This window comes from Deferrivibrio sp. (genome assembly GCF_055117995.1).
This window is the reverse complement of the sequence record NZ_JBSQOT010000002.1, coordinates 104,848-126,158: the sequence shown is the minus strand read 5'-3', so window position 1 is coordinate 126,158 and position 21,311 is coordinate 104,848. Positions and strand designations below refer to the sequence as shown.

22 protein-coding genes are annotated in these 21,311 nt (G+C 35.6%); 13 read left to right on the top strand and 9 right to left on the bottom strand.

Annotation, left to right across the window (positions count from 1 at the left end; all coding sequences use genetic code 11):
- From ACTCAF_RS01455 to ACTCAF_RS01425, 7 genes are all read left to right on the top strand, one after another.
- Nucleotides 1–858, top strand: an 858-nt coding sequence (locus ACTCAF_RS01455) for a molybdopterin oxidoreductase family protein (RefSeq protein WP_463061521.1), incomplete at its 5' end; no start/stop codon positions are given.
- Between the two features lie 44 nt (nt 859–902).
- Nucleotides 903–1,208, top strand: coding sequence for a chaperone NapD (locus tag ACTCAF_RS01450; RefSeq protein WP_463061520.1), 306 nt, complete (start codon nt 903–905; stop codon nt 1,206–1,208).
- A complete protein-coding gene (locus ACTCAF_RS01445; RefSeq protein ID WP_463061519.1) occupies nt 1,205–1,978 on the top strand; it encodes a 4Fe-4S dicluster domain-containing protein in 774 nt (257 codons plus the stop codon). Before ACTCAF_RS01450 ends, ACTCAF_RS01445 begins: the two co-directional genes overlap by 4 nt.
- Nucleotides 1,968–2,765, top strand: coding sequence for a 4Fe-4S binding protein (locus ACTCAF_RS01440; protein ID WP_463061518.1), 798 nt, complete (start codon nt 1,968–1,970; stop codon nt 2,763–2,765). Before ACTCAF_RS01445 ends, ACTCAF_RS01440 begins: the two co-directional genes overlap by 11 nt.
- A 103-nt stretch (nt 2,766–2,868) precedes the next feature.
- The gene (locus ACTCAF_RS01435; RefSeq protein WP_463061517.1) at nt 2,869–3,552 is read left to right on the top strand and encodes a response regulator transcription factor; all 684 of its coding nucleotides are present in this window, start codon (nt 2,869–2,871) and stop codon (nt 3,550–3,552) included.
- Nucleotides 3,549–5,093 carry an ATP-binding protein gene (locus ACTCAF_RS01430; RefSeq protein ID WP_463061516.1) on the top strand — a complete coding sequence of 515 codons (1,545 nt, stop codon included), beginning with the start codon at nt 3,549–3,551 and terminating at the stop codon, nt 5,091–5,093. The genes ACTCAF_RS01435 and ACTCAF_RS01430 overlap by 4 nt, the downstream gene beginning before the upstream one ends.
- 10 nt (nt 5,094–5,103) lie before the next feature.
- Nucleotides 5,104–5,889: an alkaline phosphatase family protein gene (locus tag ACTCAF_RS01425; protein WP_463061515.1), complete on the top strand. Its 786-nt coding sequence runs from the start codon at nt 5,104–5,106 to the stop codon at nt 5,887–5,889.
- A 40-nt stretch (nt 5,890–5,929) separates the two neighbouring features.
- Here the strand turns inward: ACTCAF_RS01425 and fsa are convergent, their stop codons facing one another.
- From fsa to ACTCAF_RS01380, 9 genes are all read right to left on the bottom strand, one after another.
- Nucleotides 5,930–6,574, bottom strand: coding sequence for a fructose-6-phosphate aldolase (gene fsa / locus ACTCAF_RS01420; RefSeq protein WP_463061514.1), 645 nt, complete (start codon nt 6,572–6,574; stop codon nt 5,930–5,932).
- 2 nt (nt 6,575–6,576) lie between these two features.
- Nucleotides 6,577–6,828, bottom strand: coding sequence for a YHS domain-containing protein (locus ACTCAF_RS01415; protein WP_463061513.1), 252 nt, complete (start codon nt 6,826–6,828; stop codon nt 6,577–6,579).
- 1 nt (nt 6,829) lies between these two features.
- Complete coding sequence (locus tag ACTCAF_RS01410; protein ID WP_463061512.1) at nt 6,830–7,480, bottom strand: Jag family protein; 651 nt, start codon at nt 7,478–7,480, stop codon at nt 6,830–6,832.
- A gap of 7 nt (nt 7,481–7,487) precedes the next feature.
- Nucleotides 7,488–9,017: a membrane protein insertase YidC gene (gene yidC, locus ACTCAF_RS01405; RefSeq protein WP_463061511.1), complete on the bottom strand. Its 1,530-nt coding sequence runs from the start codon at nt 9,015–9,017 to the stop codon at nt 7,488–7,490.
- 60 nt (nt 9,018–9,077) lie between these two features.
- Complete coding sequence (gene yidD, locus ACTCAF_RS01400; RefSeq protein WP_463061510.1) at nt 9,078–9,305, bottom strand: membrane protein insertion efficiency factor YidD; 228 nt, start codon at nt 9,303–9,305, stop codon at nt 9,078–9,080.
- Entirely contained in the window at nt 9,259–9,612 is a 354-nt protein-coding gene (gene rnpA, locus ACTCAF_RS01395) for a ribonuclease P protein component (RefSeq protein WP_463061509.1), read from the bottom strand. Before rnpA ends, yidD begins: the two co-directional genes overlap by 47 nt.
- Before the next feature lie 10 nt (nt 9,613–9,622).
- The gene (rpmH, locus tag ACTCAF_RS01390; protein WP_463061524.1) at nt 9,623–9,757 is read right to left on the bottom strand and encodes a 50S ribosomal protein L34; all 135 of its coding nucleotides are present in this window, start codon (nt 9,755–9,757) and stop codon (nt 9,623–9,625) included.
- A gap of 92 nt (nt 9,758–9,849) precedes the next feature.
- Entirely contained in the window at nt 9,850–10,788 is a 939-nt protein-coding gene (locus tag ACTCAF_RS01385) for a M23 family metallopeptidase (protein ID WP_463061508.1), read from the bottom strand.
- 1 nt (nt 10,789) lies between these two features.
- Nucleotides 10,790–12,502, bottom strand: coding sequence for a proline--tRNA ligase (locus tag ACTCAF_RS01380; RefSeq protein WP_463061507.1), 1,713 nt, complete (start codon nt 12,500–12,502; stop codon nt 10,790–10,792).
- A gap of 186 nt (nt 12,503–12,688) precedes the next feature.
- On the opposite strand from ACTCAF_RS01380, the gene ACTCAF_RS01375 reads away from it, so the two are divergent.
- The 6 genes from ACTCAF_RS01375 (at nt 12,689) to uvrA (ending at nt 21,308) form a co-directional block, all read left to right on the top strand.
- Nucleotides 12,689–13,993: a pyridoxal phosphate-dependent aminotransferase gene (locus tag ACTCAF_RS01375; RefSeq protein ID WP_463061506.1), complete on the top strand. Its 1,305-nt coding sequence runs from the start codon at nt 12,689–12,691 to the stop codon at nt 13,991–13,993.
- Nucleotides 13,994–14,138: 145 nt separating this feature from the next.
- Entirely contained in the window at nt 14,139–14,825 is a 687-nt protein-coding gene (locus ACTCAF_RS01370) for a metal-dependent hydrolase (RefSeq protein ID WP_463061505.1), read from the top strand.
- The gene (gene mqnC / locus ACTCAF_RS01365; protein WP_463061504.1) at nt 14,806–15,846 is read left to right on the top strand and encodes a cyclic dehypoxanthinyl futalosine synthase; all 1,041 of its coding nucleotides are present in this window, start codon (nt 14,806–14,808) and stop codon (nt 15,844–15,846) included. Before ACTCAF_RS01370 ends, mqnC begins: the two co-directional genes overlap by 20 nt.
- 45 nt (nt 15,847–15,891) lie before the next feature.
- Nucleotides 15,892–16,989 carry an ATP-binding protein gene (locus tag ACTCAF_RS01360; RefSeq protein WP_463061503.1) on the top strand — a complete coding sequence of 366 codons (1,098 nt, stop codon included), beginning with the start codon at nt 15,892–15,894 and terminating at the stop codon, nt 16,987–16,989.
- On the top strand, nt 16,982–18,517 hold the full coding sequence (locus tag ACTCAF_RS01355; protein ID WP_463061502.1) for a DUF342 domain-containing protein: 1,536 nt from the start codon (nt 16,982–16,984) through the stop codon (nt 18,515–18,517). Before ACTCAF_RS01360 ends, ACTCAF_RS01355 begins: the two co-directional genes overlap by 8 nt.
- Nucleotides 18,507–21,308, top strand: coding sequence for an excinuclease ABC subunit UvrA (gene uvrA / locus ACTCAF_RS01350; RefSeq protein WP_463061501.1), 2,802 nt, complete (start codon nt 18,507–18,509; stop codon nt 21,306–21,308). Before ACTCAF_RS01355 ends, uvrA begins: the two co-directional genes overlap by 11 nt.
- The last annotated feature ends 3 nt before the right edge of the window (nt 21,309–21,311 follow it).

Genomic DNA, 21,311 nt, shown 5'->3' with positions numbered 1-21,311 from the left:
CTTACGGAAAAATGTGTAGAGCCACCTTTTGAGGCAAAACCTGATATATGGATTGCAGCGCAAATTGCAAAGAGAATGGGTCTTGAAAAACTTATTCCGTGGAATATGGATGATTCCATGAAAGCAAACGAAATGGCGTGGAGTGAGTATATAAGAGTTACAAAGGATACTGATCATACACTTTATGGTGCCACTTACGAAAGGTTGAAAAGAGAGGCAGCCGGACTTCAGTGGCCATGTCCATCCGTTGAGCATCCTGGTACCTATAAAAGGTATGTAAGGGGGCTGGACCCAATGTTTGAGCATGAGGGATTTTTAAAGAAGTTTGGTAAAGAGATACCAACAAATGCAAAGGTATATTTTTACATGGATAATAAAAATGAAGGAAGGGCGAATATTTGGCTTAGGCCTTATAAGGAAGCTGCTGAGGTGCCTGATGCACAATATCCATTTTATCTTACCACAGGTAGAGTTATTGAACAGTGGCATACAGGTACAATGACAATGAGGATTCCTGAGATTGCAAGGGCACATCCAAACGGTTATCTGGAAATCCATCCGGCGGATGCATCAAAATACAATATTGTGACCGGAGATATGGTGCTTGTTGAAAGCAAACGAGGTAAGTCCGTATTGCCTGCTGTTGTGACAAAAACATCAATGCCGGGAATTTTGTTTGTACCATGGCATGACCAGGCATTTGACAGAATGATTAACTTTGTGTGTAATGATGCGGTTGACCCGGGTTCAAAAGAGCCTGAATTTAAAATTGCAGCAGTAAGGATTCAAAGGGTATCAGGGCCTGTTAAAATAGAAGATAAAGTTGTGATAAGTGATATTAACTCCAAGTATAGTTAAATGTGAGCCCCCCTTTGCGGGGGCTTTTAGATGAGGAGAAAGTTATGTTGATAGTTGGCAGCGTTGTTAATATAGAAAAGGGGAGCACTAAAAAAGCTATTGAGATTCTTAAAAATTATAATGAAATTAAAGTTTATTCGACATCTGAAGATGGCCTGAGAGTAATTATTGTATTTGAAGTTGATTCAGAAGAGACTCTGGATAGAATATGTAATGAACTCAAGCAACATGATGAGATAATAGATATTGGTCATCATTACTGTAATTTTGAAGATGCTATCGAAAAGATTGAAAAAGGTGAAATTACGCCGGAAATGTTGAGTTTCAAGAAAAAAATCAAAATAATATGAATTTAAAAGAAAGACTTCAAAAAACTCTTTCTGAAAACCCATTTAAGGGATTTTTCAAAAAGAACAGGTTAAGGCCACCAGGCGCAAGGGGTGAAAAGCAGTTTATGGAGCTTTGCATAAGATGTGCAAGGTGTATAGAGGTTTGCCCCTACGACAGCATAAAACGAGCTGATCTTTTTGAAAAACTTCAAATAGGCACCCCGTATATATTTCCGGAAGATAGAGCATGTTATTTATGTATGAAATGCCCTGAAGTTTGCCCTACCGGTGCCCTTGACAACAAGCTTTTTGAGCCTGAGAAAGTTAATATCGGCAAGGCAGTAATAAGTCAGGAGGATTGCCTTAATTTTATTTATTTCAAAGAGGAAGAGACAGGTAAAATAACAGGAAAGGCGATGATTTGCAGTACATGCTACAATGTGTGCCCCTTTACTGACGAAGCTATTGTAATGGAGAAATATATCCTTCCGGTTATAACGGAAAAATGTGTTGGGTGCGGCATATGTGTGGAAAAGTGCCCTGTAAAAACGACTGATGGAAAAGCAGTAAATGTTGTACCTACAGGTATGGGCAATGAAAAAGATGCTGGATATTATTACAGAAGATCAAAAATACTGAAGTCTGACCCTCAGAAATACAAAGACATCTTGAAAGGGGACAAGCTTATAGAAAAGAAACAGAATATTTCAACCTTTGGCGAAAAAAAACAATTTAAGTACGACTTTGAAATTAACACTTCCATAGAAGGCTGGGAAATGAATGAAGATTAAAACAATAAGACGCAGCGTGCAGATAGCTGTATTTCTGGGAATGTTTATTGTTCCTGTACTAAATATTCTGGAAATCTATTTTATCAAGGGGACGTTTTATTCCATCGATATTGGGAGTATTGCAATGGCTGATCCGCTTGCCATATTACAGGCTGTAGTAGCTTCAAAGATGTTTACTTACAGTATGTTTGCTTCATTGGTAATACCAGTTCTCCTTGTGCTTATTTTTGGAAGGATATGGTGCAGCTTTATGTGCCCATATTATCTGGTAACAGAAATGATTGATAGTATAAAGAAAAAACTGAAAATTAAAACAAAAAAAACTGAGTATTCAGACCATTTGACAGTAAAAACAAATATGTTTAGATTGGGTTTTCTGCTATTTGGATTATTTGTTATGGGTATTTCTGGAATACCCCTATTAAATCTTATATCAGCACCTGGAGTAATATCTTCACAGGCACTTGTACTTGTAAAGTTTGGATACGTTACATTTGAAATGGCTTTTATTATTACACTGATAGTGTTAGAATTTTTTTATTACAAGTTCTGGTGCAGATACTTTTGCCCAACGGGTAGTTTTCTTTCTCTTATTGGTCTGAAGAGATTATTAAAGGTTGAAAAAGTTAATGAAAATTGCTCAATGTGCTTAAGTTGTATAAAAACTTGTCCAATGGCGATTAACCCGATGAAAGATGGCAGCAGTGTAGCATGCAACAATTGTGGGGACTGTGTGGATATTTGTCCTGACAACAAAAAAACACCAACCTTAAAGTTTAAAATATAATCTAAGATAATTTATTAAAAAACAAACGTTAATACTGCTTAAAACAGTATTGATTTGATTTGTTTTTGGTGTAATAATCCAAGAAAATTTCACAGGACTCGTTATGAAAGACTGTAAAATACTTGTCATAGATGATGACATCGAGATAACACAGCTTCTTAAAATTCTTTTATCCAGCGAGGGTTTTGCCGTTACTGTTAGTACTACGGCATTTGGGGGTCTTGAGCTTTTTAAAAAAGGTTCATATTCCCTGGTGATACTTGACCTCGGGCTTCCTGACCTTGAAGGGGAACATTTATGCAAATTGATCAGGAAAGAATCAGATGTGCCAATAATTATCTTATCAGCAAAAGAAAATGTAACTGCAAAGGTGCTTTGTTTTGAGTATGGTGCAGATGATTATATTACAAAACCATTTGAAAACATCGAATTACTTGCAAGAGTCAAAGCAATTATGAGAAGATGCTGTAGTAGTAGGGATGAATCAGAAGGGATTATTGAATATAAAGGACTTAAACTGGATACAAAAAGCAGGGAAGCAACATTTAATGGGGAAAAAATAGATTTAACTCCAAAAGAGTATGACGTCTTACTTTTTCTTTTAAAGTCAAAAGGGCAGATTGTCAGTAGAGAGCAAATAGTTAATGAACTTTGGGGTAAAAATACCCTCTACAAATGGTCAAGAAGTCTTGATGTACACGTGCAGCATATCAGAAGCAAACTTTCCAGATACCTTCCGGATTTTATAAAAACAGTATCCGGTGTCGGGTACAAAATAGATAAATGAAGATTACGGCCAAACTTGTAGTTTATCTTACAACTGTAATGATTTTGGTTATTTCGCCTATTTTGATGTTGATATGGAATCATCAGAGAAATATTATTTCTGAACAGGCAAAGATTCAGGCAAAAACATTATTTAATATGATAGTAGTTACACGTCAATGGGTCGCGGAAAACCAGGATAGGATTGAGCCTGTACCTGCAATTGCTACAAAAGAGCTTTCGAAATATGCGAATAAAATGTCCGACTTCAAATTTCATATTACAAGCGATATGCTGGTAAATCCGGAAAATGCACCTGATGATTTTGAGAAAAGGGCTATAGAGCTTTTTCGTAAAGGGGAAGTGGAGTATGAGGAGATATATTATGATAAACAGAAAGGAAAAGTTTACAGGTACATGGCACCTCTATACATAAATGAATCTTGTTTGAAATGTCATGAATATCAGGGTTATAAAGTTGGGGACTTCAGAGGGGGCATTTCGGTATTTATACCTTTGAAGGATATTGAGAAGTCTATTGCATCCAATAATACACTTTTTTATGCTACAGGCTTTATTATGTTTAGCGCTTTGCTGATTTCAATAATTATCCTGATGCACACAATGATTCTCAAATATTTGAAAAAACTTAGCGTAAGCGCCAGAGGCATTATAAATAACAAAGTGGTAGATATACCGATATTTGATACGGCAGACGAAATACAGGAATTATCAGAAGCATTTAGTAAAATGTATACTGAGATTATAAAAAATGAGGAAATTTTAAAGGTAAAGTTAAAGGAGGCAATTTCCGGTTATTTAAAGGCAAATGATGAGCTTCAAATTAAAAACCAGGAATTGATAAAGTCCAACAGGTTTAAATCAGACATATTGGACAGTCTATCACATGAAATAAGGACTCCTCTGACCAAAATCATATCTTACAGCGATATACTTGTAAGGAGCAAGAATGATAAAGAGGTTGAAGAGATAGCAAAAAGTGTAATTCTTAAAAATTCCAAATATCTTAACAGGCTTTTTAATCAGTTTTTGATTCTTACAAAACTTGAATATACATCAGATAATCTTAAGACAGAGACGCTTAATTTGAAAGAACTTGTGGACAAATGGCTTAATTTTTATAGTGATGAGATAGCAGCTAAAAACATTTCGGTAGATATTGATATTCCTAATGATTTGTATGTAGTTTTAGACGAAGATTTATTTGATCATGTTTTAAATAATTTGATAGCAAATGCAATTAAATATAATGTTGAATCCGGAAAAATTGAAATATCTGCTTATAAAAAAGATAGCGTAATAATCTTTAGGGTGTATGACTCAGGCATAGGGATTAAGGATGAAGAAAAAGATAAAATATTCCAGAGATTTTATCGTTCGGAAAATGTAAAAAAGAGAATATCCGGCACGGGGCTTGGTTTGTCCATTGTCAAAAGAGTAATTGAGAAGTTGAATGGAAATTTGACTCTTGAATCGGTTTACGGAAAATATTCTGTTTTTACTGTAGAGATTCCTGAAATTAAGGAAAATACCGAAAATTAGAGGTGTTCTTATGAAAAGGATTATTTTTTATATTATTATTTTTATTTTTACTATCTCATTGACAGTGAGTTACAGCTATCAATCAATAGTAATGATTTCTGTTGATGCACTGCATCCGGATGCAATAAGTAAAACAAATTGCCCCAATATTTATAGTTTTATTGAAGGTGGCTTTTATTTGAAAGAGGGAAAAAGTACAAATCCTCCAAAGACACTTATTGCCCACACATCAATGCTTACCGGAATGCTCCCTGAAAAGAATGGGAAAACTGACAACCTATGGAAAAGTGGTGAGAAAAAGGTTGGTGTGCCAACAATTTTTACAACTGCCAAAAAAGCTGGGTATGAGACTGTTTATATTTACAGTAAAGAAAAGCTGGGATATCTTGCTGATGACTATGTAGACAGGGAAATTTTTTCAAGAGATGGTCAGATAGAGGAAGCGGTAAAAATTTTTAACCCCGAAAAAAAACAGTTTATTTTTTTGCATATAAGTGGACTTGATATTGTTGGACCGGAAAGTGGATGGTTGTCTGGTGAATATATTGAAGAATTTAGGTTTATTGATGAGATGTTAGGGTATTTTTTTGATAAGATAAAAAGGAGTAAATCTTATTTATTGGTAATTACTTCTGACCATGCAGGCCATGAAAGGATTCATGGCAGCAATCATCCAGAAGATTTTAAGAGACCGGTTATTTTTTACTCAAACGCTGAAAAACTTCAGATAAACCCAAAAGAGGTTGCACCTATTGAAAAGCTGAAATATGCTGTTGAAAAGCTGTATTTGAGATAAGTAAGAAAAGAGCCCAAAATTTTTAGGGCTCATATTTACATTATTTATTAAACTTTTTCCAGTCGCTTAGAAACTTCTCTATTCCTATGTCGGTAAGGGGGTGTTTCATCATTTGCAAAACAACTTTGTGCGGGAGTGTTGCGATATCTATTCCATATTCCAATACCTTTAAGACATGCTCAGTGTGCCTGATGCTTGCTGCAATAACTTCGGTGTCGTAGCCGTAAGTGTCAATAATATCCTGGCACTGTCTTGCAAGCTCAATTCCTTCATGGCCTATATCATCAAGCCTACCTACAAAAGGGCTGATGTATCTTGCCCCTGCTTTGCATGCCAATACTGCTTGATTTGGAGAAAAAATAAGTGTCATATTCACAGGTATGTTTTTTTTAAAAAGGTAGCTTGTTGCCTTTAAACCTTCATATGTAAAAGGGATTTTAACTACTACATATTCACTGATTGAGGCAAGTTCCTGTGCTTCCTTTATCATACCTTCAAAATCAGTTGCGATAACTTCTGCACTTACAGGCCCTTTTACGATATCACATATCTCTTTGATTGTTGCTTTGAAATCCCTGTTCTCCTTTGCTATCAGGCTTGGGTTAGTGGTAACACCATCTAAAATGCCGATAGATGCAATTTCCTTTATCTCTTCAATATTGGCGGTGTCTAAAAATATTTGCATAATTATCCTTCCTTTTTATTGCTGTTTATAAATTTGTCCCTGCATTCTTCAGAACAGAAAAAATACAGGTTATCATAAAGTTTTACTTTGTATGGGGTGTCTTTTTCCACAAATGTTTCACAAATAGGGTCTTTTACAAGCTCAATAGGAGTATTCTGGTCCTGTTCGTTTTTACCTGACAGCTTTTTGCTGTTTCTGAAAAGTACAAATGTTATGTAAATCAGAAAGGCGGTGAGTATAAATTTAATAACCATCTTATCTTTTCTCTCTTCTTTTTTTTGCCCTTTCAGGCACAATATAAAGGGTTTTTATGTCACCGTTACCGTAACTTTCAGTTTTAACCCCTTTTATCGATTTGACAGCCATATGTATTTCTTTTCTTATCATTGTAACCATCGGAGGCATTTTAGCAGGTTTACCTGTTCTTAAAACATTTGCAGCCAGACTGGTAGCTTTTTCTTTAAGGTATGTCAAAATTCTCTCTCTGTAATTTTCCACATCTACGACAAAATTGTTATCCGCATCATCTTCAAGATTAAAAATTTTGTCAATTATGTGCTGGATTGCATTTAATGTTTGAGCCGTTTTACCTATTAATATGTTTGAGTCTTCAGAAATTATGTTAAACTTACATACCGGATAATCTTCCATCAGCTCTATCCTGAAATCAGTTATGCCCATTTTTTCAAGGATTTCGGTTAGAGTAAGCCTTATTTTCCTTTTCAAAAATTCATAGTCGTTTACTTTAACTTTGTAAAGTCCATTTTTTTTGCCAATGCCAAGAAAACCCTTTGAGCCTTCTTCTATTGCTTCTGCTTCAATAAACTCTTTTGGAAATTTGTGTTCAGAAACCACCTTGTCAATAGCTTCGTCAATACTTAAAGCTTCTATCTCAAAATATTTCATACTCTCCTCACGCAGTTTTTTTGTTAATAATAATTTGCTGAATAATTGACAAAATATTGTTTGTTAGCCAGTAGATAACAAGCCCGGATGGAAAGTTCAAAAACATAAATGTAAAAATTATTGGCATAAACATAAATAATTTTTGCTGCATCGGGTCACCAGCAGATGGGGTTAATTTTTGCTGGAAAAACATTGAAGCACCCATTAGTATAGGAGTTATGTAGTATGGATCTTTTTCTGAAAGGTCAGCAAGCCAAAAGATAAACGGTGCACCTTTAAGCTCAATAGAAACAAGCAGAGCTTTATAAAGTGCAAAGAAGATTGGAATCTGAATTAGTATAGGAAGGCATCCACCCATTGGATTTACACCATGTTTGCGATAAAGCTCCATCATAGCCGCATTCATCTTCTGGGCATCCCCTTTGAATTTTTCCTTTATTTCGGCCATTTTTGGTTGTAAATCTTTCATTTTTTTCATAGATGCCATACTTTTAAACGTAAGAGGGTATGTAATTATTTTGATAATTATGGTTAATAGTATAATTGCCCATCCATAGTTTTTTGTTACATCAAAGAATATATTCATTATTTTTAGCATCGGGATTGCAAGAAATGAAAATACACCAAAATCTATACTTTTTTCAAGGCTGTGGCCGTATGATTTTAAAAGGTCATATTTTTTGGGTCCTACAAATAATTGAAAATTTTTCTCAATTTTTGACTGAGGATTTAAGATTGTTTCAGAGCTGCTAAAAATGATAGCAGAATCTTTATATTTCTTGAATACGGCGTTTTTATCATCATTGTTGATTTTCAAAAAAGCAAAATATTTCGACGTATAGCCAAACCATACAGCATCGTTTATTTCAATATCTTCTTTAATCTTTTGAGGTCGCTCCTGTTTTACCTTTTTTCCGTTGTATGCAAGCGGACCTGAAAACAAATATTTGCTCTCAGCAAAACCTTCACCAAGGTCAGGACCTATAATAGTTTCAAAAGGGATTTTGTAGGTGGAATCTGAAATATTTGACAGTGTTTCAGATACAGTTATCAAATAAGTATCATCTATTATATACTTTCTTGTTGAGAAAAGTCCGTTGTTTTCAAAGTCAAACTCTACTACCTTTTTGTTATTTTCATTATATACCTTTGATTTAACAACATTTCCGCTCAAACTTTTTATTTTGAAGTAATCATCAGACTTTGTTTGAAACTTAGGTGAAATACCTGCATGCTCAAAATTTTTTATTTTTACGCTATTAATATTGCCGGTATTTTCATTGAATGTTATTACAAGATTCTCTGTTTCAACGTCAAACTTTTTTATTTCCAGGTCAGTAAGAGTGTTTGCTTGGATTGTTTCGGTGTTGATGTTTTGTTCTAAATTTTTCCCTTCATCCTGTGAAGTAGTGTTTGAGACCGTTGTGTTACCAGCTGAAGCATTATCTGTAACAACTGGTGCAGGACTGTAAATAAATTGAAAAATCAATAATACAGCCATACTTAAAACGACTGCCAAAAGAGTTCTCTTATCCATAAGTAAAAATCCTCCGATTAAATTTAAAAAATTGAGTGTCGATAAATTGAGTAGCCTTGTTCATTTTACCGGGTCGTATCCTCCCTTGCTGAAAGGGTTACATCTCAAAATTCGATATGCCGCCATGAGACCCCCTTTTAAAATCCCCTTTTTAGCGATTGCTTCTTTTGCATAGTGAGAGCATGTGGGATAGTACCTGCAGTTTCGACCTAAAAATGGTGAGATAGCAAGACTGTAGATGTCAATCAGTGCGATTAGAAATTTTCTTAAATGCTTCAAGCAAATCATCACGAATTTCATTGTAATCAGCCTTAACTATTTCCGGTTTAGCTACTGTAATAAGAAAAATGTTTTCAGGCAGGGAAAACCTGTTCAAACGGTAAATTTCCCGTAGTCTTCTTTTTATTTTATTTCGGACAACAGCCTTTTTACTAACTCTTTTACTAACTACAAATCCTGCTTTACGACCGCTGTCTTTATGGTAAACAAAATATATTACAAGATATTTTCCGTATTCTTTTTTGCCCTGCCTATAAACAGCTAAAAAATCACTATTTTTTCTAAGTTTTTCTGCCTTTTTAAAAGACAGGTTCATTTTCTGATTATCAGATAGCTAATCTTTTTCTTCCTTTAGCTCTTCTTCTTTTCAAAACAAGCCTGCCGCCGCGTGTTTTCATCCTAGCTCTAAAACCGTGAGTGCGCTTTCTTTTAATGTTGCTAGGTTTTTTCATGTTGCGCATTTGAGCCATAGTAAACCTCCATTTTTAGTATAAATAAGGAAGGGGATTATATATACATGGTCTTGTTTTGTCAACAAAATGTATAAGTTTTTTTATTTTTGCTCTTCAAGTTCAGCAATAAATTTTACAGGGTTAACCGGCACACCATTTACGAGTACTTCGTAGTGACAGTGTGGACCTGTGCTTTTTCCTGAATTGCCAACTTTTGCAATAACATCACCTTTGCTTACTTTATCCCCTACTTTTACGAGAATCTTGCTGTTGTGGGCATATCTTGTCACAAAACCAAAACCATGGTCAATAGTCACAAGATTTCCATAACCAGGTTTGTAGCCTGCAAATATGACAAGGCCATTTGCAGTAGCCTTAACTTCAGCTCCATACATTGCAGCTATGTCAATCCCTTCATGGAAAACTTTTCTGTTGGTAAAAGGTGAAATTCTGTATCCAAACTTGCTTGATATCCATCCGTTTACAGGCATTACAGAAGGGGTTGAGAGGTAGAGAAGTCTTTGTTCTTCAAGCATATCTACAAGCTCTGAAAGACTGTTTTCCCTTTCCTGCAGTTTATCTGAAAGTGATGCGATAGTTTCGCTTAAATCTTCAAAATACTGTTTCTCTTTTCTTTTTGATACTGCAGAAAAATCTTTGGACAAATCTACTTCTTTTCCGCCAATGGCTATTTGTGTCTCGGTTTCATTTACTACTTTTGAAAGGTCTCTTATTTTGCTTTCAAGCTGGTCAAGATACGCAACTTTTTCATTTATGCGGTTAATTTGCTCTTTGTAGTCTGCTATTTTGAGTTTTAATAGCTCATTTTCCTTTCCGTAAGCTAACATTTTGTGTCTTTCTGTGTAAAGGTCAAATAAAAAGTAGAAAGACAAAGAGGAAACAACAAAAAATATTAGCAATGAAATGATGGAGTATTTTATTACAGAAGTGTTTACCTTTTTTTTGTAGACAGCAGATAAATCATTTTCTTTAAATACAAGTATTGAAAGTTTTTCAGGCTTTTTTTTCTTTTTTCTCATGCTACTGTTTCAACCCCTCAATTACATTTATTATTTTATCACAAGCATCATCAATCAAAACATTAATTTGCTCACCACTTTTTCTAATATGTATTTCTACACAGCCGTCTGCAAGCGCCTTCTTCCCTACATTGACTCTTACGGGATAGCCAATGAGGTCTGCATCATTAAATTTTACTCCAGCTCTTTCGTTTCTGTCATCTATACAGACGTCAACCCCTTTGTTTAAAAGCCTTGTATATATATTATCGGCAGTTTTGATAACATCTTCATCGTTGGTGTTTAGAGGAACGACAACTACTTCAAAAGGTGCAAGCTGTACAGGCCAGATAATCCCCTTTTCATCGTGATTTTGCTCTATTGCAGCAGCGGCTGTTCTTCCTATACCTATACCATAGCACCCCATTATCATAGGTTTTGCCTTCCCATCTTTGTCCAGAAAAACACAGTTCATTGCTTCAGAGTATTTTGTCCCCAGCTTGAAAATATGGCCTACTTCAATACCTTTTGTTAATTGAAATTTCCCCTTATTACATTCAGGACATGTGTCACCAGGGGTTGCATTTCTGAAATCTCCAAAAGCTTCTATTTTAAAATCTCTTTCATGATTTACGTTTAAAAGATGTAAATCTTTTTTATTGCCGCCTACTACATAGTTTTTAAGATGTTTGATTGCATTGTCAGCATAAACCTTGCATTTAAGACCGATAGGTCCCGAATACCCCATTGGGCCATCTGAAACCATTTCTATATCATTTTTGTCAGCAAATTCTATGACTGAGCCACCGAGATAATTTTTAACTTTCGGCAGGTTTAACTCATGGTCGCCTCTTATCATAACGGCTACGACATTTTCGTCCACTTTTAAAATCATTGTTTTGACGATTTTTTTTGTAGGCAAATTTAAAAACTTTGCAACTTCCTCCACAGTTTTTTGGCCAGGCGTAAGCCTTTCTTCTACGCTTGCAAGTGCCTCAGTGTTTTCCTCAGGCTTATCAACAACGACAGCCTTTTCAATGTTGGCAGAATAGTTGCAGTTGTCACATGAGATTACAAAATCTTCTCCCGTATCGGCCAAAACCATAAACTCATGTGAAAAAGAACCGCCGATTGCACCGCTGTCTGCATCAACCATTCTGTATTTTAGCCCGCAAGCTTCGAATATTTTGCAGTATGCTTCCTTCATTTTATTGTAGCTGACTTCAGCACCTTCATTGTCAATGTCAAAAGAGTAGGCATCCTTCATAATAAACTCTCTGCCCCTCATAAGTCCAAATCTTGGTCTTACTTCATCTCTGAATTTGGTCTGAATCTGATACAGATTGACCGGAAGCTGTTTGTAGGATTTAATGTCGTTGCGAACAATATCAGTAATCACTTCCTCATGGGTAGGTCCAAAACAAAAATCCCTGTCGTGTCTGTCTTTGAATCTTAAAAGCTCCTTGCCGTAAACAAACCACCTGCCAGACTCCTTCCATAATTCAGCAGGAACAACAGAAGGCATAAGCGTTTCAATTGCGCCAGCCTCATTCATGTATTTTCTGACGATATTTTCCACCTTTCTTATGACTCTTAGGCCAAGCGGCAGGTACGAATAAATTCCTGCTGCAGCCTTTTTTATCATGCCGGCTCTCAGCATCAGTTTATGGCTAACAACTTCTGCATCAGAAGGTGTTTCTCTTAGCGTTTGAATATAATATTGTGACAACTTCATTAAAATCCCTCTTAACTTTTTATAGTCAAAAACTTATTTGAAAAATCCCCTTGTATGTTTAACAGTTTTTTTCAATTTTATCAAATGATTTTTACTTATTTTGTTAAATATGTAAATTTTTACTGATTTTTTCCCCGAAATGTATTATAAATCGCAAATTAAAATGTGTAAAGGGGAAGGTAGTCTATGAAGTTTGATATTGCAAAAAGTGGCAGCGGTTTGACTTATGAGATAAGAAACATTGTCAAAGTGGCAGATGAGTTAATCAAAAATGGACGAGAGGTTTATTTTGAAAATATAGGGGACCCTGTAATAAAGGGGGAGAAAATTCCTGAGTGGATGAAAGGTATTATAAAAGAGGTTGTAGATGATGATTTATCGTTTGCGTACTCCCCTACAAAAGGTGTTTTGAGTACAAGACAGTTTTTGGCAGAGCAGGTTAATAAAAAGGGTGGGGTGCAGATTACTGCCGATGATATAATATTTTTCAATGGTCTTGGCGATGCTATTGCCAGAAGCTATAGCTCCATGAGGGTTGATGCGAGGGTTATAATGCCTGAGCCAACCTACTCTACGCATTTGCTCGCCGAAGTGCTTCATGCGTCTTTCCCTCCAAATACATATAAGATGAACCCTTATAACAATTGGCATCCTGATATGAATGAGTTGGAAAGAAAAGTCAAGAGCCACAACTCAATAGTGGGGATTCTGGTCATCAATCCGGATAATCCTACCGGTTTTGTTTACCCTGAAGAGACACTTAGAAGAATAGTGGAAATTGCTAAAAAGTATGACCTGTTTCTTATTTTTGACGAGATTTATAACAATATGACTTACAATGGCCAGAAAACACTCTCTTTGTGTGAAATTATCGGGGATGTGCCAGGTATCAGTATGAAAGGGATATCAAAAGAGTGCCCATGGCCCGGAGCAAGATGCGGATGGATTGAAGTTTATAATGCTGACAAAGACTCCGCTTTTAAAAGACTGATAGATGCCATACTGAATCAGAAAATGGCTGAAGTTTGTTCTACTACATTGCCTCAGATGGCAATCCCTAAACTCATGAGTCATCCTGAGTATGAAAAATATCTGCATGAAAGGGTTGTTCACTACGAAAAGCTTTCCAATATTGCTTATAATGTATTGAAGGATGTTCCTTATACGATAGTAAACAGGACAAATGGTGCTTTCTATATGACGGTAGCTTTCAATGAGGCAGTTCTCAACAATAAGCAATTTTTGAAAATAGATGATGAATCAGTTAGGAAATTTGTCGAGAAGATAACGACTGAAAATATTGAATATGACAAAAGGTTTGTTTATTACTTATTGGGTGCTACGGGTATTTGTGTGGTTCCACTGACATCATTTTTTACACACCTTCCTGGATTCAGGATGACCCTTCTTGAAAAAGATGTTGAAAAATTTGAGGCAAACATGAAACGTCTTGCTAAGGCAATTGTGGAGTATGTTGAATCGGCAAAGTAATGGAGAATAAAAATAAATAGGGGCTGTAAGGTTAGATTCGTGCTGGCCCCTTGATTCTGCAATATTGTATTGTTAAATATAAAAATCCTTTAATTTTCAGTTTTTTTGCCTTATAATAATTAATCAATTGATCAGTGAGGTTTTTATGAAAATAACTTATCTGGGTCATGCTGCATTTATGTTATCTGAAAACGGTTTAAATGTGTTAACGGATCCTTTTTTGTCTGAAAGCCCTGTAAGAAATAATTTAAATTGTGATGTGAAAGCCGACTATATTCTTGTAAGTCACGGACATCCTGATCACCTTGGTGATACTGTGAATCTTGCAAGTAAATATAATTCCAGGGTTGTCTCAATTTTTGAGGTGGCAACTTATCTCTCAAAAAAAGGGGTTGAAAATATTGCACCTATGAATATTGGCGGGAAACTTAATACTGAATTTGGCTACGTAAAAATGTGCCAGGCTGTTCATTCATCAAGTATAATGGAAGATGATGGAAGGATATATGGTGGCATTGCGGCAGGGTTTATTATTAATTTTTTTGAAAAAATAATATATTTTGCTGGAGATACAGCGCTTTTTTACGATATGAAGCTTATAGGGGATTTAAATAAAATAGATGTTGCCCTTTTGCCTGTGGGCGGAAACTTCACTATGGATGTGGATGAGGCACTTTATGCATTGGATTTGATAAAACCTAAAATAGTTATCCCCATGCATTACAATACATGGCCTGTTATTAATGCAGATATTGAAAAATTTTTGAAAGGTGCTGAAACTAAAAAAATAAAAGGAGTATGTCTTGGCATTGATGAATCAGTCGAAATATAAAATATCCAGAAAGGAAGCTATTGAGCTTTTTGAGTCAAGCGACCTGCTTACAATCGGAAAAATAGCAGACGATGTCAGAAGAAAAAATCATTCAGATAACAAAGTTACGTTTGTTATTGATAGAAATATTAACTACACAAACATATGTTATTGCCAGTGCAGATTTTGTGGCTTTTATAAGAGAGAGAATGAAGATGGTGCCTATGTAATCACTGACGAAGATTTATTTAAAAAGATTGATGAAACAATACAGCTAAACGGTACGCAAATCCTTTTGCAGGGTGGTTTGAATAAAAACTTGAAAATTGATTATTATGAAAATTTGCTGAAAAAAATAAAGGATAGATACGACATATGGATTCATGGATTTTCACCTCCTGAAATTTGTCATATAGCCGATGTGAGCAATATGAGTGTTGAAGATGTCTTGAAGAGACTAATAGATAGCGGATTGGATTCAATCCCCGGCGGAGGAGCTGAGCTGTTGGTGGATAGTGAAAGAACACGTGTAAGCCCCAATAAAATAAACTCCCATAAGTGGCTTGATGTGATGAAAAAAGCACACAAGTTAGGGCTTAAGACTACAGCTACAATGATGTTCAAAAAAAATGATCCGATTGAATTTATTCTTGAGCATCTTCAGAAAATAAGAGACTTGCAGGATGAGACCGGAGGATTTACTGCATTTATTCCATGGCCTTTTCAGCCTCTTAACACCGAGCTTGGAGGCGATTTTGTCACTGCAACTGAGTATTTAAAAATATTGGCGCTCTCAAGAATTTTCCTGTATAATATAAAAAATATACAGGTGTCATGGGTTACGCAGGGTCCTAAAATTGGTCAGATTGGCCTTTTTTTTGGAGGAAATGATTTTGGTAGCCTTATGATTGAAGAAAATGTAGTGGCCGCTTGTGGTGCCACTTACAGTATAACTGTTGAAGAAATTGTAAATAATATAGAAAAGGCTGGATTTAAGGCGGCTCAAAGGGATATGCAATATAATATATTGAGGGAATTTTAGTTGAAAAAGGATATTTTTGATATATTGCTTGAAATTTCTGAAATTATGAACTCAGTATTTAATACCGATGAACTTATCCCTCAAATACTTGATATAACTGAAAAATTTCTTAAAGTCAAAAGAGTTTCACTGATGCTTACAGAAGGGGATTATCTTAAAATAATTTCAGCTACCAATTTGCCGGTTAATTACAATGATATCAAAGTCCCTCTTGGGGAAGGGATTAGTGGCCAGGTTGCAAAAACAGGAAAGCCTGTGATTGTAAACAATGAAAATGTATGCGAGGATGAGCTTGGGTATCAAGCAAAGTCATATCTTTCTTTCCCATTGAAGGTTAGAGAAAAAATTATAGGTGTACTGAATCTGACCGATAAAGAGGATGACTTTTTTGGTGATAAAGATGTTAAGATAGCAGGCTATATAGCATCCCAGTGTGCTCTTGCAATAAACAGGTTTACTCTTTATGAAGAGAAGAAAAAGGCGGAGCATCTCCAGGTAATAGGCAAATTTACCAGCTCAATTGCTCACGATATCAAAAATCTTTTACAGATTGTTCAAAGCTATATTGAGCTTATGGAAATTGAAATGAAAGGGGACTCAGAGATAAAATTTTATATAGATTCAATTTGTACCGAGGTGAAACTGATACATGGACTTACCCTTGATATTCTTGACTTTGCAAACAGGCAGATAGCTTTGCAAAAATCAAAAGTAAATCTTAAAGAGTTTCTTGAGGAGATTAAGAAACATGTCGATATTCTTTTAAAACTTACACCTGTTACTTTTGAGCTTAAGTTTTCGGAAAATATTGAGTTTATGTGCGATAGGGATAAGCTTTTCAGGGTATTCTTTAATCTTATAAATAACTCATTAGAAGCTGTGGGTGAGAATGGTCGAATTTTATTTGAAGCCTATTTGCAGGATGGAAATTTGATTTTTATAATTGAGGACAACGGTAAAGGGATAAAAAAAGAAAATTTAAACAGAATTTTTGATCCGTTTTTTACTACGGGAAAACTTAAGGGGACTGGACTGGGGCTTGCGGTGGTTAAGGAAATTGTTGAAGCACATAATGGTGATATAGCTGTTGAGTCAGAGGAAAATAGATATACAAGGTTTATTGTGAGGTTACCCGTTGGCTGATATTATAGGTATTGTCTCCAGGACAGACAGAGCAAAATTTGAAAAGATTTTAAAGGATATATATCATCTCAAAGACAATGAATATGTGATCAATGAAGCAGATGAACAGTTTAAGGCAGAAATAAAGGCCGACAGAGATATTCCGGGTATTTTCAGGATTTATATTTCAAATGACGAAATGAAAGCTTACTTGTCCCTTTATCCCCCTGTTAATAATGGTAAAAAGGTTACTGTTACAGATATTTTTGACGAGGCTGAGACACATGGGATTAAGGTGGGGCTGAAAAAAGAGACAATTAAAGAGTCAATTACGATTTCTGATTTTGGGAATATAATTGAAGATGTTTTAATTGCCTCAGGAGTTGAGCCTATAAATGGCAAAGATGCTTTACTTATAAAGCATTATGAGGATAAAATTGAAAAAAGAGAACTAAAGGCTGATGAGAAAGTCGATTATAAAAATGTCTTTAATATTATAAATGTGCAGGCTGGCGAGCTTCTTATAACTAAAAAAGCAGCTACCAAAGGAGTGCCTGGCGTAACCGTAAAAAATACGGAGATAGCTCCGAAGGAAGGTAAAGACATAGAGATACAACTTGTTGAAGGTGTAAGAGAGGAAAATGGGAAATACTATGCTGAAATAGACGGTTATGTTGATTTTAAAAACAATAGATTGGCAGTTTATCCGCTTTTTAAAGTTAAAAATGTTGATTACAGTTGCGGAAATATTAACTTTAACGGAACTGTATATGTTACCGGAGATGTATTGTTCGGTTTTAGGATAGAAGCAAAAAAAGACGTGATTGTAGATGGCGTCTGTGACGACTGTACAATTATTTCAGGTGAAAGTATTGTAATAAAAGGTGGGATAAAGGGGAAAGGGAAAAACCTTTTCAAGGCCAAAAAAGAATTTACATGCGGCTATATTGAAAATGCAAATGTGTACTGTGAAGGTGATATTATTGTTAGAAAATATTGCTATAACAGCAAATTGTATAGTAAATCCAGAATATTGGCAACGGAGAATAAAGGTGTGCTTGCCGGCGGTTATATTCAGGCATTTACTGAGGTAGAATGTATCAATCTCGGGGCAAAGGGGGTTTCAAACTTTGTTGTGAAAGTAGGAGATGACTATACACTTGAAGATAAGGTCGCAGAAAAAGAGGAATATTACGAGAAAATTAGCCAGGCAATTGAAAAAGCTTCAGAGGCACTTTCAAAAGTCGATCTCAAATCAAGGGCAGTTATTTCGAATCCCAAAATTATCAAACTTCTTGAGTATAAAAAAGAACTTTTAAACAAAAAAGAGGAAGTTTTAAGAGAGATTGAAAATCTGAAAAGGCAACTTAGATTCAAAAAACCGAAAATCAGGGTTAAAGATACTGTTTTCGAGGGTGTTATTATACAGATGTATGAAAAAAAATTAAAAATAAGAGAAAGGATGGAGTCGGTATTGTTCTTTCTTGAGCCGAAATATGAAGATATAGGTTGGATTAGTTTAAAAGAGGTTGATAATTTTGAGCAGTAACTTTATTCTTGTAAGAGGGGCCAGGCAGCACAACTTAAAAAATATCAATGTGGATATCCCAAAAAATAAACTTGTTGTGATAACCGGTGTAAGTGGCTCAGGGAAATCTACTCTTGCCTTTGATACTTTGTATGCGGAGGGGCAAAGAAGGTATGTGGAATCTTTGTCTGCATATGCAAGGCAATTTCTTGAGTTAATGGAAAAGCCTGACGTTGATTCAATTGAATATCTTTCTCCAGCGATTAGTATTGAGCAAAAATCTATTAGCAAAAATCCAAGATCAACTGTTGGCACTATTACTGAAATCTACGATTACCTTAGGCTGTTGTATGCAAGAGTGGGGGATGTTTATTGCCCTTCCTGCGACAGGCAGATTGAAAGCTACTCTGTGCAACAGATTGTCGATAATGTAATGCAACTTCCTGAAGATGAAAAGATTGAAATTTTATCCCCTATAGTCAGAGGTAAAAAGGGGGAGTACAGGCAGTTGTTTAAAAATCTTCTCAAGGAAGGCTACGTAAGGTGCTATGTTGATGGGGAGCTTGTGAGGCTTGATGAAGATATTGTGCTGGATAAAAATGTCAAACACGATATCAATGTGGTGATTGACAGGTTGAAAATCAGAAGTGAGATTGCAAGAAGGCTAACAGATTCAATAGAGGTTGCTCTTAAGCTGTCTGATGGTCTTGTCAAGATAAAAACTGAAGAAAAAGAGTATCTTTTTAGTGAAAAATTCGCATGTATTGACTGCAATATAAGTTTTTCTGAAGTGGAACCAAGAATATTTTCATTTAACAACCCTTATGGTGCATGTCCCAAATGTGATGGCCTGGGGGAGAAACTTGTTTTTGACCCGGATGCAATAATTCCAGATAAAAACTTGAGTATAAGAGAAGGAGCAATAAAGCCATGGGCTCACTTTGACAACTTTCATTTCTATTCAATGCTTCTTGCTTTGTCGGAGAAATATTCTATAGACCTGAATGTCCCTGTAAAAAATATCGAACAGTCAAAGATAGATATATTGATTAATGGAAGTGACGAAGAGATCGAAATGTTTACCTTTAAAGGGGAGAAAAAGGTTAAATATAAAACAAAATTTAATGGAGTGGCTGGTTATCTGAGGGATAAGCTTAACTCCAATAAGTATAGTGATGTCGAATATGCCAAAAGTTTTATGTCTGAGATGCCTTGTGATTTGTGTGATGGAACAAGGCTTAAGAGGAGCAGTCTTGCTATTAAAATTGGTGGGATTAACATCGCAGAATTTTCCTCTATGAATATTTTCTCTGCATTGGAATTTGTGGAAAATCTGAAGTTTCAGGGCTTTAAGGCGGAAGTTGCAGAAAAGATTTTAAGAGAAATAAAAAGAAGATTAAAGTTTTTGATTGACGTTGGTCTTGATTATATCACTCTTGACAGGAAAGCATCTACCTTAAGCGGTGGTGAGTCACAGAGAATAAGGCTTGCTACCCAGGTAGGCTCGGGGCTTACAGGGGTGCTTTATGTTTTGGATGAGCCAAGCATTGGGCTTCATCAAAGGGATAATGACAGACTTATTGCAACATTGAAAGGTTTGAGGGATATAGGAAATACATTGATAGTTGTAGAGCACGACGAGGATACTATTTTGCAGTCGGACTATATTATAGATATGGGGCCATTTGCTGGCAGGAAAGGTGGTGAAGTGGTATATGCGGGCAGTATCGATGGCCTTAAGGAAGTTTCCAATTCTTTAACATCAGATTATCTTTTTGGAAGAAAAAAAATTGAAATATCAGGTGTCAGAAAAAAGCCTGAAAAATTCCTTGAGATAATTGGAGCAAGTGCGCACAATCTGAAAAATATAGATGTAAAAATTCCACTTGAAGTGATGACCTGTATTACAGGTGTAAGCGGTTCTGGCAAATCTACATTAATAATGGATGTGCTTTATCAGGGGTTAAAAAGGAAAATAGGTTTTGGGACACAGAAACCTGGAGAGCACAAAGATATAAAAGGGGTAGATTACATAGACAAAGTAATAGACATAGATCAGTCCCCTATCGGCAGGACTCCGAGGTCGAACCCTGCTACCTATACAGGCATTTTTAATGATATAAGGGAAATATTTGCTCTACTGCCCGATTCGAAATTAAGAGGATATAAGCCGGGAAGATTCAGCTTTAATGTAAAAGGTGGCAGATGTGAAAATTGTCAGGGGGAAGGGTACATAAAAATTGAAATGCATTTTCTACCTGATATGTATGTAAAATGCGACGTATGCGGTGGTAAAAGGTACAACAGAGATACGCTCGATATAAAGTACAAAGGGAAAAATATTGCTGAAGTGCTTGATATGACAGTAAACCAGGCATATGAATTTTTTGAAAATATACCAAAACTTTTAAATAAATTAGAAGTGCTGAGGGATGTGGGGCTTGGTTATATAAAACTTGGTCAGGCTGCGACAACCCTTTCAGGTGGTGAGGCGCAAAGGATAAAGCTTGCCAAGGAATTGATGAAGCGTTCTACCGGAAAAACGTTGTATATCTTTGATGAACCCACCACAGGTTTGCACTTTGACGATGTAAGCAAACTGATAAAAATATTCAGAAGGCTTGTTGATGGTAATAATTCGGTAGTAATTATTGAACATAACCTTGACGTAATAAAATGTGCAGACTATATAATAGACCTGGGTCCAGAAGGTGGTGAAAAAGGTGGAGAGGTTATTTTTACAGGCACACCTGAGGACTGTGTGAAATGTGAAAAATCCCATACAGGGAAATATTTAAAAGGCAAATTATAAATT